The 17,062-nt window shown below is 37.4% G+C and carries 11 protein-coding genes and 1 tRNA gene; 9 read left to right on the top strand and 3 right to left on the bottom strand.

Annotated elements, in window-relative coordinates; genetic code table 11:
• Nucleotides 1-3: 3 nt before the first annotated feature.
• Nucleotides 4-2,106: a chemotaxis protein CheA gene (locus P9Q65_RS05515; RefSeq protein ID WP_304508373.1), complete on the bottom strand. Its 2,103-nt coding sequence runs from the start codon at nt 2,104-2,106 to the stop codon at nt 4-6.
• Nucleotides 2,107-2,232: 126 nt separating this feature from the next.
• On the opposite strand from P9Q65_RS05515, the gene P9Q65_RS05510 reads away from it, so the two are divergent.
• From P9Q65_RS05510 to P9Q65_RS05485, 6 genes are all read left to right on the top strand, one after another.
• Complete coding sequence (locus P9Q65_RS05510; RefSeq protein WP_304508372.1) at nt 2,233-3,645, top strand: hypothetical protein; 1,413 nt, start codon at nt 2,233-2,235, stop codon at nt 3,643-3,645.
• Nucleotides 3,632-3,940, top strand: coding sequence for an EscU/YscU/HrcU family type III secretion system export apparatus switch protein (locus tag P9Q65_RS05505; protein WP_304508371.1), 309 nt, complete (start codon nt 3,632-3,634; stop codon nt 3,938-3,940). The genes P9Q65_RS05510 and P9Q65_RS05505 overlap by 14 nt, the downstream gene beginning before the upstream one ends.
• 51 nt (nt 3,941-3,991) lie before the next feature.
• On the top strand, nt 3,992-4,600 hold the full coding sequence (locus P9Q65_RS05500; protein WP_304508370.1) for a PilZ domain-containing protein: 609 nt from the start codon (nt 3,992-3,994) through the stop codon (nt 4,598-4,600).
• On the top strand, nt 4,587-9,761 hold the full coding sequence (locus P9Q65_RS05495; RefSeq protein WP_304508369.1) for an S-layer homology domain-containing protein: 5,175 nt from the start codon (nt 4,587-4,589) through the stop codon (nt 9,759-9,761). Before P9Q65_RS05500 ends, P9Q65_RS05495 begins: the two co-directional genes overlap by 14 nt.
• Nucleotides 9,762-10,087: 326 nt before the next feature.
• Nucleotides 10,088-10,948: an MSCRAMM family protein gene (locus P9Q65_RS05490; protein ID WP_304508368.1), complete on the top strand. Its 861-nt coding sequence runs from the start codon at nt 10,088-10,090 to the stop codon at nt 10,946-10,948.
• A 3-nt stretch (nt 10,949-10,951) separates the two neighbouring features.
• On the top strand, nt 10,952-11,830 hold the full coding sequence (locus P9Q65_RS05485) for a carboxypeptidase regulatory-like domain-containing protein (protein ID WP_304508367.1): 879 nt from the start codon (nt 10,952-10,954) through the stop codon (nt 11,828-11,830).
• Between the two features lie 216 nt (nt 11,831-12,046).
• On the opposite strand, the gene P9Q65_RS05480 is transcribed toward P9Q65_RS05485, so the two are convergent.
• Complete coding sequence (locus P9Q65_RS05480) at nt 12,047-12,916, bottom strand: MerR family transcriptional regulator (protein ID WP_304508366.1); 870 nt, start codon at nt 12,914-12,916, stop codon at nt 12,047-12,049.
• A 336-nt stretch (nt 12,917-13,252) separates the two neighbouring features.
• Nucleotides 13,253-13,325, bottom strand: a tRNA-Arg gene (locus P9Q65_RS05475).
• An 871-nt stretch (nt 13,326-14,196) separates the two neighbouring features.
• Between P9Q65_RS05475 and P9Q65_RS05470 the strand changes: the two genes are divergently transcribed.
• From P9Q65_RS05470 to P9Q65_RS05460, 3 genes are all read left to right on the top strand, one after another.
• Nucleotides 14,197-15,399, top strand: coding sequence for a flagellar hook-length control protein FliK (locus P9Q65_RS05470; RefSeq protein WP_304508365.1), 1,203 nt, complete (start codon nt 14,197-14,199; stop codon nt 15,397-15,399).
• Nucleotides 15,400-15,401: 2 nt separating this feature from the next.
• Nucleotides 15,402-15,884, top strand: coding sequence for a flagellar hook assembly protein FlgD (locus P9Q65_RS05465; protein ID WP_304508364.1), 483 nt, complete (start codon nt 15,402-15,404; stop codon nt 15,882-15,884).
• A gap of 183 nt (nt 15,885-16,067) precedes the next feature.
• The gene (locus P9Q65_RS05460) at nt 16,068-16,997 is read left to right on the top strand and encodes a flagellar hook-basal body complex protein (protein WP_304508363.1); all 930 of its coding nucleotides are present in this window, start codon (nt 16,068-16,070) and stop codon (nt 16,995-16,997) included.
• Nucleotides 16,998-17,062 lie beyond the last annotated feature (65 nt).

Genomic DNA, 17,062 nt, shown 5'->3' with positions numbered 1-17,062 from the left:
CCCTTATAACGAATTCATGAATGCTGTATGAAGGCTAAGTGCATCAAGGATAATACTGATATTTCCATCGCCTAGAATTGTACATCCTGCGACCCCTGAGTTTTTAATATTAAAGCTATTCAGGTAAGGAGGCAAAGGTTTTACAACAACCTGTTGTTCACCAATGAATTTATCCACAAACAGGCAATAGGATTTATCGCTGGCTTCAACCCATACCAAAATACCTTCTTCAATATCGGTAATTTCTGTTTCTATATTATAGAGGTTATGCAGCCTAACGATGGGATAATAGTCTCCCATACGTTCAATCAGTTCGTTACCCAAAGAGTCATAAATAACTTCTTCACGGCTACACTTGAAGGATTGCCTGATATTGGTAATTGGGATGGTAAATGTGGATTTACCCACGGAAATTTCCATGCCATCCACAATAGCCAAGGTCAAAGGTATTTTCAGTGTGATACAAGTGCCTTGACCCAGTTCGCTTTCGATAAAAACAATACCGCCCACCTTTTCGATGTTCTGCTTTACTACATCCATTCCCACACCACGTCCGGAGTATTCGGTAACGGTTTCGTTTGTGGAAAATCCTGGAGCAAGGAGCAGAGCGAGAATTTCTCGTTTTGTATATTCATTTTCCGGCTTTGTCAAAATTCCGTTGCGTTTTGCCTTTTCCAGCACCTTATCAGCATTTACACCTGCGCCGTCATCAGAAATTGTGATGATGATATCACTGCCGGTATGTTTTGCTTCCAGAGTAATTTCCCCTTGAGAATCTTTGCCGGCGGCAATACGGTCTTGGCTATTTTCTTCGATTCCATGATCCATTGCATTTCTTACAATATGGATTAAGGGGTCGTTGATGCTGTCTACAATTGTTTTGTCTAATTCTGTATTTTCGCCGATGATGGTGAGACGTACATCTTTATTTAAGTTCTGACCCATATCACGCACAATACGGTTCATCTTATTAAATACACCGGAAATGGGAACCATACGCATAGACATGGCAATGTCCTGCAGTTCATCGGTTAATTTTCTTAATTGTCTGGTGGATTTTGTAAAATTATCAAGCTTAAGACCCTTCAAATCAGGAGATGAGGTTACCATGGATTCGGTAATAACGATTTCACCTACAATAGCCATAAGATTGTCCAATTTTGACAAATTCACGCTGATAATACTTTGTTTAGCCTGTTGAGGTGCAGGGGAAGCATGATTGCTTTTTTTGCTTGGCTTGCTTTGGTTTGTTGTGTTGCCAGCCGCAGTTTCGGTTGCAGTTGCAACGGATTCCGCCTCTTTGTGCTGCGTTTCTTCAGCAGCGGGATTCGGTATAATCTCGAAAGAGGCAATGTTGAGTGAGCTTTTAATTGCAGTCACAGTGGGATCCACTTGAGTTTCATCATCAAGAAAAATGAAAAAACCGTTGTCTATAATATAGTTACAAGTTTCGGAATTGGTTTCCACATCTTCAGGAAAAAACTTAAAGTTATTTCCAATATGATCGGCAATTGCACTTTTTACCATAAAAGCCCGTAAGTGCTCCATTCCGCAACCATCATCAAAAAGAATTTTAATGATGTATGGCGAAGTAGTGGCAGGAATGGATTGCAATGAAGCATTGCTTTGTGCTACGGTATTTTTATCGTCAGATTTTTTGCTTTCGGCGGTTTCCAAGGGGCTTGCTTCACCAGCATCCAATTTTTCAATAAAAGTATTAATATCATTTATGAAATTGTCGATATTATCAGAGATAGGTTCATTTTGCTCGATTTTTGCTACTTCTGTACGCATAAAGTCGTTTGTTTTAAAAATTAAGTTAAAAAGCTCTTTGCGCATAGCATCGGAAAAGGTATCAGTTGTGTTATTTTGTCTGAAGATGAAGAAAAGATCTTCGATTCTATGTGCGATTTTAGAAATCGAATCGAATTCCATCATTGCAGAAGAACCTTTAATTGTATGCATAATACGGAAAATTTCGTCAATATCTTCAGACGTAAAGGCCTTTGCTTTTTCCGCCTCGAGCATGATATTTTCCAACTGCTCAAGTAAGGAATTTGTTTCGAAGAGATACATATCAATCATACTATCCATGCCGTTGTTCATTTATGAGCACCACCTTAGAAAAGAATATGTTACATCACTATTTACACCATTTGGTTAATTATACTATAAATTTAATTCGACAAAAAGAGGAAAATAATAATATTTCAATGGAAAGGATGTGAAATTATGTCGAACATTATAAAAGTTTCAACCCCCGTTTCTGGATATGATAATACTTCGAGAACAAATCCGATCTCGACGAATGATCCTAATATAAATAATATAACAGATGTGAATAAAGTTACAAGACCTGATAGCAAATCTTCTAATACGGATTATCAGCAAAATAATTTTGTGGAATATCAGAATTCAAATTACGAAGGGTTCCTAAAAGTCTTAAAAGGAACGCCGTCAACAACGGAACTTATGGGTGATCTGATGTTTGCAAAAATGGGGAATTTGGTGAATTCTGGGATTAATGAAAATTTTGCTCAGGAAATTTCTAAGTTTCTGGAAATGATTAAACTTTCTCCGGAAGAGTTGGAAGGCTATTTGAAAAATCAAGCAGGAGGAGTTACAAAATTTGGAGGGGCTTTTTTTGACTTTTTAAGAGATGCTCTTTTTCAGTCTAATTCTTCTGAACTGAATTCTAAAATTTTGGATTTGCTGAAAAAATACAATGATTTTTCTGCAAGCAACCATATTTTGAATAATATTTTAATAGATATTTCCAACTTATCTAAAAGTCTTCCCAAAAGTTATGCAGAGCAGATGCTTGAACTGACTAAACTTCTTAATGAAAATGCGAAATCGGGAGATACAACAAAAAACACGGAAATTTTGAAAAAAGAAATTATTCCTTTCTTATCAAAATATATTAAATATACAAATGATTTTGGTCGGGTTCGAGATTTGATTTCATCTCTTACTCTGAATATTGCCCGTTACGAAAATGCAAATAAAAATGGATTTATTGATGCATTTGAGGAAATAATGCATTATAATGTAATAAAAGAAAAGCTTGGTAATATTGATTCCAAAACATTTGCCGATGTATTAATTCAAATTCATACGGAAAAATCCCAAGGGAGTCAGTCCAATCAAAGTCTGATTAACATTTTAGAAAGAGGCATTAGAGGAGAGGCCGGCTACGAGAATATTGACATGTTTAAGGGTATTTTATCATCTATGCTTTTAAACGAAAGCGTGTATATGCCATTACTGCACATGTCGCTTCCCATGAATATTGATGGGAATATGATGTATTCCGAACTTTGGATCGATCCTGACGATGAGGAGGGGAAGAGTGGGGAAGAAGAAAGAAAAACAAAACTGTTGATTAAGTTCGATATTAAAGACGTGGGTTTTTTTGACTTAATCATACTGCATAATAAAGGGAAAATTGATATGCAATTGTTCTGTCCGGAAAAAGTTCTTGCTACAGATAAGGGAATTAAAGCCGGACTAACTGAAATTTTAGAGCGTAATGGTTTAGCCATTAACTCTATTTCTGTAGATAAAGGCAAAACGCCTATAAGCATATCCCAAGTATTTCCCAAAATCTATGAAAGGAAAAATTCTGTCAATGTCAAGATATAAGGATAAAATTAACAAAAAGGCTGTTGCTTTAAAATATGACAATGATCAGGTTGCACCTATTATCGTTGCTTCTGGTATGGGGCATATGGCGGAGAAAATTGTGGAGCTTGCCGCAGATAACAACGTTCCCGTTTATGAGGATACATCCTTGGCAACGATTTTATCCAGGCTTGAACTTGGCGCAGAGGTTCCGGAAGAGCTGTATAAGGCAATCGTTGACATCTATGTATATTTTCTTAAATTTTCACCGTCAAATTCACCGAGTACCTCTGAGACTGGCACAGATCAGGGCTAGTTTTGAATGGCAGAGCAATAAATGGAGAGGAATCGTTTGGAGGGATAGACATTGTCAATTAAGTGTATTTTAATGGATGAACAAAACAATGTGATAGACTATGCGGATTTAAGTTTTATGGGAAGTGGTGTGTCTTTTTTGATTCCGTTTGAAGAGGACACCCTAAGTCAATTTCAGATAGGAGATAAAATTGTTTTTCAGGTGGAAGAAAAGTTTAATCAAATTTACGATGCAGATATCAGCGAAATTTCATATGGCAAGATTCATTTGCAGGAGGTAAGAAATTTAGCACCGTTATTACATAGAGATGTTAGGGTTGACTTCGAAATTATAATAAAAATTTGTTATACAGAAGATGGAAATGAAATTCCTGTAGAGGTTAAACTAAGAGATTTAAGTTGTGGCGGCATGTGCTTTGTTTGTGAAGAAAAATTGAATATGGATTACGAATATTCTTTTATGACCAGTTGGACGGAAACGCCGATTTTGGTTAACTTTAAGCTTTTGCGCAGGGAAGAAGCAAACTACAATATGTATTCTTACGGATGTGAGTTTCTGAATTTGCTCCGTGCAGAGGAAAGTATCTTGAGAGCAAGCGTATTTAAAATACAAGCGACGAATTATAGACGGAAAAGGATGGATGAGGATGATGCAGTTTAAGGGGTCGTTGTCAAATAAATGGAAGAAAATGGTGGCTTTTGCCTTAGTTACTGCTATGACAGCGACTGATTTATGTTTTGTACCTACGGAGAACGTCTACGCAGCTTCTTTCAATATGGGGGTTGAGAACCACTGGGCTGAACCGTTTATGCGAAATTTATATAACAGAGGCCTTATAAGTGGAGACAAAAACGGGAATATGAATCCTGATTCTCCTATTACAAGAGCAGAATTTATTTCCATAGTAAATCGAACCTTTGGTTATGACGCAACGGGAAAAAACCCGTTTAAAGACATAAAGGGATCCGAATGGTATGCAGATGATGTTATTACTGCATATAATGAGGGATATTTTGCGGGAGATGGTAAAAATACAGCAAATGCAAAAGGGCAACTTACCAGAGAACAGGCAGTTGCTTTGCTGGGAAGAAATTTGCAAATCGAAGAGACAACAGGGGATACTTATTCTTTTTCGGATAGCAAAAATATTGCAAACTGGAGCAGAGGATATGTGAATACTGCTTCAGACAAAGGCTTTATTTCAGGTTATAGAGACGGAACGTTTAAACCTCAAAATTATATAACCCGAGCTGAAGTAGCCAAGGTACTTTCCGATGCAGTGGGAGAGCTGGTGAACCAATCAGGAACAAAAACGTTAGGTGTCCAGAATGGAAATGTTACAATTTCTGCCTCAGGGGTTACCTTGTGTGATACCGTAATTAAAGGAGATCTTTATATTACGGAAGGGGTAGGCCTTGGGGATACGAAATTCGAAAATGTGCATGTTTTGGGGGATGTTATTGTCAGTGGAACAGGGGAAAGTCAAGGGGGGAAAAGTAGTATTACCTTTGACGACTGTACCATTACGAATCTTATTGTGCCGGAAACAGATAATAGTATTAAATCCGTAAAATTAACCGGTAATACCATTGTTGATAAAGCTACAATTAAGACCGATGCATATTTAGAAGAATCGGCAAGCCGAGGCGGTGGGTTCAAAGATGTTATTATGGATGCACCTGCAAAATCAGAGCTGCATTTATCCGGTTTATTTGATCAGGTTACGGTAAAGGGTGCACAAAATTATTTGTACTTGGATAATGAAACCATTGACAATTTGGTTATTGATGAAACAGCAGAGGATAGCAGGGTTTTCTTAGACGAGGATACCTATGTAGATGAACTTTATTTGGATAAAGGGATTAATATATCCGGAGAAGGTGAAATTGGATACCTAAAAGCAAATGCAGCAGGCAGTAAGGTTTCTATGCTGCCCGACGAAATTGAGATAAGACCGGGCTTGACTGCCAATATTAACGGAAAGGATATGACAAGCAAGGATGCGGAGGAAGCCTCTGAAACACCTTTGTTTTTAAGTGATTATCCTGAAATGGAGGATATTGGTCCTACGGATGGGGTTGCGAAGTTTAAAACCAATAAACCGGGTACTGTTTATTGGGCAATTACCTATTATGATGATGGCAGACCGGATGAAGATGAAATTATCAAACCCGGAAAGTATGAAACTATTGTGAAAAAATATGGTTCTTTACAAGTGGAGTCCAATAAGGAATATACTACTAAAGTTTCGGGACTTGAAGTAGACACCGATTATATTTTATCTGCGGTTTTGGTGGATGATAAAGAGGATACAAGTAGAAGAAGAACCGACTATTTTACTACGTTGGACAATAGTAAACCTGCATTTTTGTCGGGCTTTCCCATTGTAAAGGATGTTTCAGATGAAACAGCTACCTTGGAGTATGTTTCCAATAAGGATTGTGATTTGTATTGGGCAGTATATGAGAAGGGGCGTCCCGCACCGGATAGCAAGTCTTTAAAATCGCAGAAGCTTTATGGAACGACAAAAAATGGTGTAGTGGAAGACTGTGAACGTTATGAGGGGGATACCCTTTCGGTAACGGGCTTGGAGGAATTAAATAACTATGATTGTTATATCTTGCTTTCTGACGGCACCAATGATTCTTCTGTAACAAAGATGCAGTTTGTTACAAAGGATGCCACACCACCCCGGTTTAACTTGGGTTACCCGAAAATCGCATCTTCTGAAAATACCAGTGCGGAAATCGGTGTTAGCTTAAATGAAGAGGGCTTTGTTTATTATGCGGTTTACCTTGGAGGTACAACTTTCCCTGTACAAGAACAGGTGGACGTTGCCCCTCCTGCCATAACCTCGGATGATGCAAAACAGCAAATAATCAAAGGAAAAGGTGCCGAAAAGAATGGAAAGTCGTCGAATCTTAAGGCGGATACAGCAGGGAGCATCAAAATTTCCGGATTAAAACCTGAAGAAGAATATGATGTTTATTTGGTTGCTCAGGATAAAAGTGAGAATTTATCGGAAATCAAAAAAATAACCATTGAAGCAAAGCCAGACTTCTTGGATAATTACCCTGCCGTTCGAACCATATATAATTCTTCAGCGGAAATCGCGATGAACGTTACCAAGAATTGTACAGCCTATTGGGCAGTATTACCCAAAGGCAGTGTTGCTCCAAATGTGATTAGTTTAAAGGCGCAGACCGTATCCGGCGCTACCAATCAAGGGATTGAAGAATGCAAGAAAAACGAAGAAGAGATTTTAACGGTGAACAATTTGAAGGAGTATACCGATTATGATTTCTATGCGTTGGCTACCGATGGTTTGGTTGATTCGGAAATTACAAAAGTGACATTTAAAACAGCAGATTTAACAGCACCTATTTTTGCCAACGGTTACCCCATGTTGGATGAGGTAAAAGATACATCTATTGGCGTAAAAGTTAAGGTAAATGAAGCGGCTACAATTTATTATGTTTTATGTAAAAAAGGTGATACATTCCCATTGCCTGTTGCCCCCAGCACAGAACAGCCTGCGTTGGACTCCGATGAGGCGAAAAACCAAGTTGTATTGGGTAACAGTGGATTGAGAAGTGGAAAAATTTCAGTAAAGCAAAATGTGGAGGGTACAATCAGTCTAACGAAGCTGACTGCCGAAACCCCTTATGATCTTTTTATTGTTGCAAAAGATAGTTTTAACAATATATCTACCGTTGAATATATGGATGTAAAAACAGCAGATTTTACATCGCCTACTGCTACATTGGAGTTTGAAGAAACAATCAGCGGCGATGTGGTTGCAGGAAGTGAAATTCGCATAAAATTCAGTGAGGAAGTTGTGGATAATGCAACAAAGAACAAATTATCTGCCGTTGATAAAGAAGATTTGGGCGAAAATATAACCCTTTACGATTTATCTGTTTTACGAAGACCGGCCGTTGATATTGATTTTACAAAGGTACTTATAGAGGATGTTGACGGGGCTACTGTGGTTACTTTCCCGGCGGGAGTCTTGGATTTAAACAGTGCAAATACTTATGAGTTTGAATTAAATAAAATTGCAGATACTTCCGGAAACAGAATGGATGAAAAAACGCTTTTGCCTTCCTTTAATACGGTGGCACCAATGGTGGAGATTGCGGAAACTGTTTCTGCATCAAGTATGGACATGTCCTTTGAGCTGACACCCCAGGTTTCGGAAACAAATGATAATATTTTTTATGATATTTTGTTCCAAAGCAGTGAAAAAGTTGGTTTTGAGGTATATGAAAAGCCTGAAGGCAGTAGCACTTTTACAAAGGTTTCATCATCAACCGGAGATAGCGTAGTTATTGTTGAGAAGGATAAATCTATTTCCCTTCAAAATATAAAAGATAAAATTCTTGATAACCGTGAAATCTATGACTATGATAAATTTAAGGATTTGAAGCAAACGGAGTATGGAATTAAAATTGTTTCTATTAATGGGGAAACGGATAGACAGGGCTGGGAAAGTACAATTAATTTTGGAATTAAGTGTGTGATAGGCAGCAGTTCCGGATTAAGTCCCGTTTCCGATAATCCTACGGACAGGCTTGCAGAAGCGGTCACCGAGGGTAAGGTAACGATCGTAAACTATCCTAAGGATTTCAACGTAAAGGTTTACTTTACAGATACCATTGTTCCTGAATTTGAATTAGGGTATCCTAAACTTGTAAATGATAGTGGTGCTAGCCAGGTTGGTGATACCATTGTAAGGCCTATTGTGAAAACTACAAAAAAGGCAACCTTCTATTACCTCATTGCGAAGAAGGGGACGGTTACAGATCCTACGGCAGATGGGATTATGGATGGAAAATATAAACCACAAGATGGGGTTTACGGCAGTTTCTCTGTGGTAAGCGGGAAAACAGAATATGAGTTTAGAATTGAAGGTTTAAACCCTAATGTGAATTATGTGATGTATTGCTTCTTGAAGGGAACCCCTGCTGCAACCTCACCTATGAAGGAGATTGAGTTCACCACGGTGTCTGTAGCGGCGCCAAAGCTTGACAGTGCATATATTCGAGATAGACTGGCGGATTCTGCGATTATTGACATTGCTCTTGATAAAGAAGCGGAGATTGATTGGATTGTATTTAATAAACAATCTATGCCGACGGAATCTGCCATTGATGGAGATTTTATTCGGGAGAGAGAGGAAAATATTGCATACAGACCAATTGATTTTGGTTCTGCTACTGCCAAAATCAGTTCGGGCGATACTTTGGCAAGAGCAACCATAACCATTAATAATATCGAAAGAGATGTATACTATAATTTCTATGCTGTTGCCAAAAGTCCCGTTGGCGGAGGGGATTCTCAAATTATCAAAGTCATAAATATTACCCCTGCTGATAAATCCAGCCCAACGGTGATTGCGGATACCTCAATTACAAACTATGGTTCTTACTATGCTGAAAAGCCATATAACGGTACGGTTACCCTTACGTTTTCCGAGCCTATGTTTTATATTCCGGCGGAAGGGGGAGCCTTGACACCTCTTGATATTACAACCTTTAAAGAAGGAATTGAGATGGGGCTTGAAGCAGGTGCCTCTGCGGATGATATAAAACTTGAAGTAATATCCTTTAAAACTGCAAGTACAGATACCGGCGCGAGAGCATTAACCTCCGTTACCATTAAGTTTACGAATGTATATAATAATTCGGTAGTCAACTTCCCTTATGCTTTGTCAGATAAGAATACCAATATTGCAGGCTATCTCTATATGAAATTTGTGGACATGGAGTTAGCAGGACAGAGTCGAGGGGATTCCTACTGGGATCAAAAGTTTATTTAAAAGATAACAGCAATTAAGAAGGATGTTATTGAATTGTTTATAATAAAAAATGAGCTTTATCAGGCAGACAACTAAGGTTGTCTGCCTGAATTTTTTTAGGCTAAAAAAGGAAAAGAGTATAATAAAAAACTGATGTTGTTGAACAATATATGGGATTAAATAAAAGGTTTATGTGTTATTGTACTGAATGAAAATTTTCTTAAGCTTGTTTATTTTTTATGTGTAAAACAATAACAAAACAAGCCTGGTTGAATAAAATGTAGTAGATACAAAAATTACTGCTGTAAAAATAATTATAAATTATTTAAGAAAGAAGGAATGTTAAGATGGCTTTTAAAGAACTTTATAATCTTGGATATACTCCAACGTTTGAGGTGACAGGAAGAGAGGAAAAAACAGAAAATTTGAATTTAACTGTAAATCTTGCGTCCACTGCGGGTATTTTATCAGGGACGGTAAGCTCAGGTGGAAGCGGTTTGGAAGGTGCAACTGTAAAAGTATACGATGTAAATGATAATCCCATTGAACACACAAATACAGGGGGCAATGGGCAGTTTACGATTGCCAATCTTCCTGTGGGGTCATATAAAGTAACGGCAATTAAAGCCGGATATTTGTTGCCCCTTACAACCCCCATTTCAATTCAACAGAATAAAAAAACTTCTGTTGATATTAATTTGACTGCAGATCCGGACAATAATCTTAATGTTGTTTATGGCATCATTAGAAAAACGGAAGATGAAACGCCATTACAAAATGCAGTGGTCAGTCTGTATAGCAATTTACTGCCAGAACCTGTGCTTGTAATCAGCAGTACTACAAATAATAATGGTGAATTTTTATTTGGGTTGATTCCCACGGGTGAGTATTATGTTACTGCATCTAAGTTAGGTTATTATACGAATGAAAGTGCATTAATTGAGCTTTCAACAAAGGAGTTCGCTGCTAGTGAAATATCCTTGATTGCCGATCCGGCAGCAAATACGGGCACAATTAGTGGATTTATAAAAGAGCAGGCTACGGGAGTGCCAATTGGAGGTGCAGGGGTAGCGTTATATTCGGTAGTAAATGAAGTTGAAACTGTTGTTGCGACAACCAGAACCAACGTTTCCGGAAAATATCTATTTACGAATGTAAATCCAGGCACTTATTTAGTGAAATCTACGAAGCAGGAGGAGGTCGTTTAACGAATGTGTATTCACGACGTTTATATCCTAGGAGAAAGCGATTCTTTTGAGATAAAGTCCCGCGAAGAAGTTACGGCGAATCTGGAACTTGAAAAGGTGCCCCCTTGTTATCATACGGTCTTTACGGGTAAGGTTCTTTGTAGGAATTGGCCCATAAAGAATGCAACAGTTATGGTATTGGATGAGAATTGCAGCCCTCTGTACAGCAGTATAACCAACGATAAAGGAATATTTAAATTCAGAAATATAATAAAGCCTGGAGAATATAAAGTAATTGCTTCAGGGGTGGGATATAATACGACGGAAATTACAACAGTTTTTATACAGGAAAATGAAATAACCAAAATGATATTTTCATTAAAGAAAAGCCCGGCATTTGTAAATGGACTTATCTACGGAAAAGTATTGGAATCAGGAAGTGGAGAACCGATTGAGGATGCTGAGATATACCTTAAATCTATAGGTTGCGATAAAACGTTGTATAAGACGATGTCAAATCATAATGGACAATATTTGATCTACAATATTATACCGAATCATTATGAGATGGTAGTGCAAAAGCAAAGCTATAGAGTTACCGAGCCATTATTGTTAAAAATCGAAAGATATAGTCAGGTTTGTTTATATTTTGATTTAATTGAAAATCCCTATGAGTGTAAAAATACCATTAGCGGAATGATAACACATGATAATATTCCCCTTTCAAAAGTTGCTGTATTTTTATATCTTATTGATACAGGAGAAAATGAAACAATAGTGCAAATACAAGAAACCAATGAAGATGGGCTGTTTCTTTTTTCAAGTGTTGAAAGCGGACATTATTTAGTGAAGGGGAAGCTACAGAATAATGTCGTTTACGAAAATTCCTTTGACATTGAATAAATATTTATGTTATATCGTTTTTAAGATACTAATTTATCTACCTCAAACCGTACGAATGCAGAAACAACATAAATAACAGGGGGAACATTTGAAAATGTGGAGGGGAAATAAGACAAGATGCCAATGATTAAGTTCAAATAACATACGGAACCTCGGAAATGTCTGTGAAGTTGGTGTTTCCGGGGTTCCTTTTATGCCATTTACTCTAAAATAATTTTATTTTTTAGAAATATTTTCGTTTTTATAAAAGTTTTCGATGGCACAAGCAAAAAATTCGGCAGTGTTTTCACCATACTTCTGGTCAATCATTGGCCATTGTGTTGATCGGCTGTCTCTATAAATGGAGGCTATAGACAGCATAACCCCTTCCTCATGCTTTACCTGAAGGAATTGTTTCATAACAAATCCGTATTCGCCAATGAGCTTTCTGATTTCAAAGGAGTCTATTGGATATTTTTTTAGATCATTTAATCTTTTTTCGATTTCATTTATCCGTTTCCCAAATGCAGTGCCAACTTCCTTGTTGGGAGGATTATTCATTGCTTTTAGTGCACTGTCCTTATCCCCATACCATTCTACCATTTTTTGATAGCCTTTTTGCATATCTTCCTTTGAGCAGCATTCTATATAATGTTTGCGCCACTGTTCAATACTGCCGAATTTTTCTATAATGCTCTGCCGCATAAGTTCAGGCATATGATCAAGGGTCGTCTGACAAAGTTGTTCAATTTCTGTTTTACTAAATATTTCAAAATTCATTTTGTTTTCTCCTTTCAGAATGTCATCAATGCTGTCAATGAGACGAGCCATGCGCTCTTTTTTTGTTATCAGCATTTTTTTCTGCATTTGTAGAATCTGGGTTTTATCAAGAGTTGGATTATTTAAAACAGCTTTAATTTCTTTCAAAGAAATATCGAATTCCCGGAAAAACAATATTTGCTGTAATGTTTCCAGTGCTTTATCGTCATAAAGCCGGTAACCCGCTTCACTTTTATCTGTGGGCGTCAAAAGTCCGATTTCGTCATAATAATGAAGCGTGCGCACGCTCACACCTGTTATATTTGATATTTCTTTTACTGTTCTCATTTCCGTAATCCTCCTTATTCTTGATAAGATTACTTTAGTCTATGACGTTCCGTTAGGGTCAAGAGTTTTTTTAAAAAAATATTTTTGAAATGCCTGAATGAGGCAATTCATAAATAGGTAAAAAATTATCCATTCTATGGGCTAGTTATTTGAATGTTCTATTTATAGTATAAACTGCAAAATTCAATAAATAAAGAGAGACCTTGATGTCCGGTAATAGGAGTTTTTGGAGTTGAAAGAGGGCATATGTTCGCCAAAGAAGTGGATGGAATGAACTCCATAATTGTGGGAAAAGAAAAAAGCCCTAGAACGTTAGTTACTAGGGCTTTATTTTTATGCACTCTACAGGATTCGAACCTGCGGCCTTTCGGTCCGGAGCCGAACGCTCTATCCCCTGAGCTAAGAGTGCATAAACTGTACTGTATATTTTACATGGATTGAGAAAGGATGTCAAATCTTTCTGTATTCTTTTTATTGAAAGTTGGACAAATATGGGCGGTACAAGGGATTTTTGTTGTTTAAAACTGTGTGTAAAAGATATAGGGAAACGTTTTATTGTTGAATGAATTCATCAATATTGATTAGTGATGGTAAAAAAAGTATCTTTGCTCATTTTTTTTTGAGATACAATTTCAGCGTATCTTTTTGTTCATATATGGGAAAAGAGGATAAATTGGGAAAAAACACAAGGAATTTCAAAAGAAAAGCTCAAAATCTAATTATTAAATGAAGGGGCTTTCTATTGAAAAATGGGGGGTATTATGCTACTATGTAAGTAATATTAGCCTTTAATGGCACATCTTGGCGTATTTGAGCAAAAAAGCGTGGTTTTATTTTTATTTTCTAATTTATAATTTTTGTTTTTAATGTTAATGAATAAATACTCTTATAAGTTGTATTTTTTATCATAGTTGCCTTTTGCTGGGAATTAAAACATACAAGTTGTTTTGCTTCACAGTAAATTTCTTTGACTTCATAGGCGTTAAAATAAGAATCATTTAAGATCATAGGAGTAAAACCCAGTAGGATTCTATGATAATTTAAGATGATTCATTTTAATTTATTTTATTGGCTCAACAAGTGGCAACGCTTGGCTAAGTGTTTTCTCTATGATTCCACAAAATATATATAGTGCACAGGTTGATTTTGGGAACAATGCAGAAATGATTTTTCAAAGAAGTAATAGTAAAAAATATGGAACCGAAATTTTCTAAACTACTAGAAAAATAATATAATGATATTTCGGGATAAAGGTACCAATGATTTTAAGGGGTGATTGCTTGAATAATTGTTCTGTTTCAATAAATAAGAGTATTCCTGAAACAGGAAAAGTTGAAATGAAATCAAAAAGCAGTAAATCAGAGGATAGCTTCAAAGACATGATAAAAAATGTATCTAATCAAAAAACGACTGACAGACGCAGTCAAGTTACCAAGAAGGAGCAAGGCACAGGGAAAGAAACGGGTAGCAGTGTACAGGAGGATACCAAAGAAACAAAGGATGACAAGGCGAATTTGAATGAATTGGCATCGTTGGTAATCAATTCCGGTGGGGCGTTTGACCCCGTTCAGCTTGCCAAGGCGGTAGGTTTATCTGCCGCAGGACAAAATGATGGCAATGTTTTGGCAAACGAGCAAGGTGGGGTGGGACAAGCTGGACTTATAGAATCCGCTGTACAAAATGGAACAGGTTTGGAATCTATGCAGACTGTTTCCATAGCACAAGGATTGGCAAAAATGCAATTGGCAGAAAAGGCTCCGGTTGTTTATGCGTCCCAGACTGTTTTGGAAGATGAAAGCAAGGATACTGCCTCTGCTTTGTTAAAACAAAATGTTGCTACGAATTTGGTGGAAAACACTTCCAATTCCACAGCGGATTTGAAGCAAAACATGTTTATGAATGATGAAAATAATGGAGGTACTTTTTCCCAGGGAAATGAAGGTGTAGACACCGGTGCTATTACAGCACCTGACTTGCCACCACTCCCTTCGGACAGTACAGCGGATAACGTAATTATGATTAAAGTGGGAGACCCCTCTTTAGAGTCTTCATGGAAGCAGGTTGCGGAAGAAATAGGCAACATGGTTGTAGAGAAAATAAATAATGAAGTACAAAAAGTCAATATTAAATTAACTCCAAAGGAATTGGGAGAAATTGATGTTGAATTTTTAATCAATAAAGGCAAAATTTCAGTCACACTTAATTGCAGTGATGAAGCTACAAAAGCACTATTGGCCACAAATTTAGACTCTTTGTCAAAAGTTGTGCAAACCAGTTTGATGCAGGACGTGAATGTTAATTTAAATTACTACAATAAAACTGATGGACAAAACACAGGCAGTGAAAACTTCGATGGCAGCGGAAATCATGGACAATATCAAGGCGATTCCAATGAAAAGCGAAGAGAGCAGGACCAACCGAATCTGGATTTTGCTCAAAGGCTGCGGTTAGGTATTGATAATATTGAAGTGGCGGAGGTGTAAAAATGTCCAGCATTAATGATTATATGACCAATATTCCGAATAAAACTACTTCTGCAAGCAGTACCCAGAAACTAACGACGGAAACCACGGGTAAGAGCACTTTGGATATAGACGACTTCTTTCAACTAATGGCGGCGCAGCTGCAAAATCAGGATATGACCAATCCTATGGATCAGAGTGAATTTATGAACCAGTTGACGATGATGTCCGCGATGCAGGCAATAGAGGATATTACGAGTGTTTCCCTTATTTCCTATGCTGCTTCGTTGGTTGGAAAAGATGTAACCATCGGAAAAACAGATAGCGATGGCAACATATCAGAGCTGTATGGAACGGTTACAGCAACGGGAATGTATGCAGGGGAGCAGGTTGTTTTTGTAGAGGGAAACAGCTATAAGTTATCTCAAATTATGGCGGTTGGAAAACTTCCGGAAACTGATACCAGTGGCACAGAAAATGGGGGGCAAACTAACGAGAATAATTAGGATGACATCGGTAGTACAGAATTTTAACGGACACCACTGTATCTGAAGTATTTTCATCAGATGTTATTACGCAGGAAATACGCCGGTGTGATACCATCTGTATTTGATCTCTTAGAATAAAACGCTTTATAATTTTTTTAACAACGTTATCTTGAAAGGTAGTTAGAAAGGGGATTTCATTTTATGGTAAAATCAATGTTTTCAGGGATTGCCGGGCTTCGTGCGCATCAACAAAAAATGGATGTTATCGGTAATAACATTGCCAATGTAAATACTTATGGCTATAAATCGGGGAGGGTAACGTTTAAAGAGTCTATTTATCAGACAACATCCTCTTCAAGTGATGGAAATGACGTTTTTGGTGGTTCTAACCCTTCTCAGGTAGGTTACGGATCTGAAGTGGGGACCATTGATCTTATGTTTGCCAGTGGGGCTTATGCACCAACAGACAGTGCTATGGACTGCATGATTGATGGTCAGGGATTTTTTATTGTAGGCAATAAGGGTATTGATATTGAACTAAAAGATGATGATCCCGAAGGGGTTTCGGAAGAAATGACAAAGCTTATGTTGTCCAGAGTAGGTAACTTTACTTTCGATGGGGAAGGTTATCTGTGCGATGGCAATGGCAATATCGTTTATGGTTTTGCATATAAGGATGGAGCCATAGAAGAAGGACGTATTCAGCCTATTAGAACTCCTTATGTTGACAAGGATGGGAATCTTCTTACGGCGGGTGATGCAAATGGTACGCCCCTGAAACTGAATAGTTTGAGTATTTCCAAAACAGGTGAAATTATCGGTAGCGATCCGGACGGAAAAAGTGTTACGGTTGGTATGTTAGCCGTTGCGAATGTACCAAATCCAAACGCTTTGGAGAAAACTCAAGGACCTTACTATGAAATTAGAGAAAATACGGGGTATGTTTTGCCATATAAGCCAGGTGAAGGTACAACAGGTGCAATTTTAAATTATGGATTGGAAATGTCAAATGTTGACTTGGCAAAAGAATTCTCTGAAATGATTACCACTCAAAGAGGTTTCCAGGCGAATACAAGAATTATTACTGTGACAGACGAGATGCTTGAGGAACTTGTAAATATTAAGAGATAATTAACATTTACTACATAAAAATATAAATTGAGGAAACCTATATGACATATAGTGTAAACCGCTGC

The organism is Anaerotignum sp. (assembly GCF_030625865.1).
In the GTDB taxonomy this organism is placed as follows: Bacteria; Bacillota; Clostridia; order Lachnospirales; family Anaerotignaceae; genus Chakrabartyella.
Note: the sequence above shows the minus strand (reverse complement) of the source record. Positions and strands in the feature narration are given on the sequence as shown.

Excerpts from the sequence above, each read along its gene's own strand:
- P9Q65_RS05515 (WP_304508373.1), bottom strand. The coding sequence starts at position 2,106 with ATGAACAACGGCATGGATAGTATGATTGATATGTATCTCTTCGAAACA.
- P9Q65_RS05505 (WP_304508371.1), top strand. The coding sequence starts at position 3,632 with ATGTCAAGATATAAGGATAAAATTAACAAAAAGGCTGTTGCTTTAAAA.
- P9Q65_RS05510 (WP_304508372.1), top strand. The coding sequence starts at position 2,233 with ATGTCGAACATTATAAAAGTTTCAACCCCCGTTTCTGGATATGATAAT.
- P9Q65_RS05495 (WP_304508369.1), top strand. The coding sequence starts at position 4,587 with ATGATGCAGTTTAAGGGGTCGTTGTCAAATAAATGGAAGAAAATGGTG.
- P9Q65_RS05485 (WP_304508367.1), top strand. The coding sequence starts at position 10,952 with ATGTGTATTCACGACGTTTATATCCTAGGAGAAAGCGATTCTTTTGAG.
- P9Q65_RS05460 (WP_304508363.1), top strand. The coding sequence starts at position 16,068 with ATGGTAAAATCAATGTTTTCAGGGATTGCCGGGCTTCGTGCGCATCAA.
- P9Q65_RS05465 (WP_304508364.1), top strand. The coding sequence starts at position 15,402 with ATGTCCAGCATTAATGATTATATGACCAATATTCCGAATAAAACTACT.
- P9Q65_RS05480 (WP_304508366.1), bottom strand. The coding sequence starts at position 12,916 with ATGAGAACAGTAAAAGAAATATCAAATATAACAGGTGTGAGCGTGCGC.
- P9Q65_RS05490 (WP_304508368.1), top strand. The coding sequence starts at position 10,088 with ATGGCTTTTAAAGAACTTTATAATCTTGGATATACTCCAACGTTTGAG.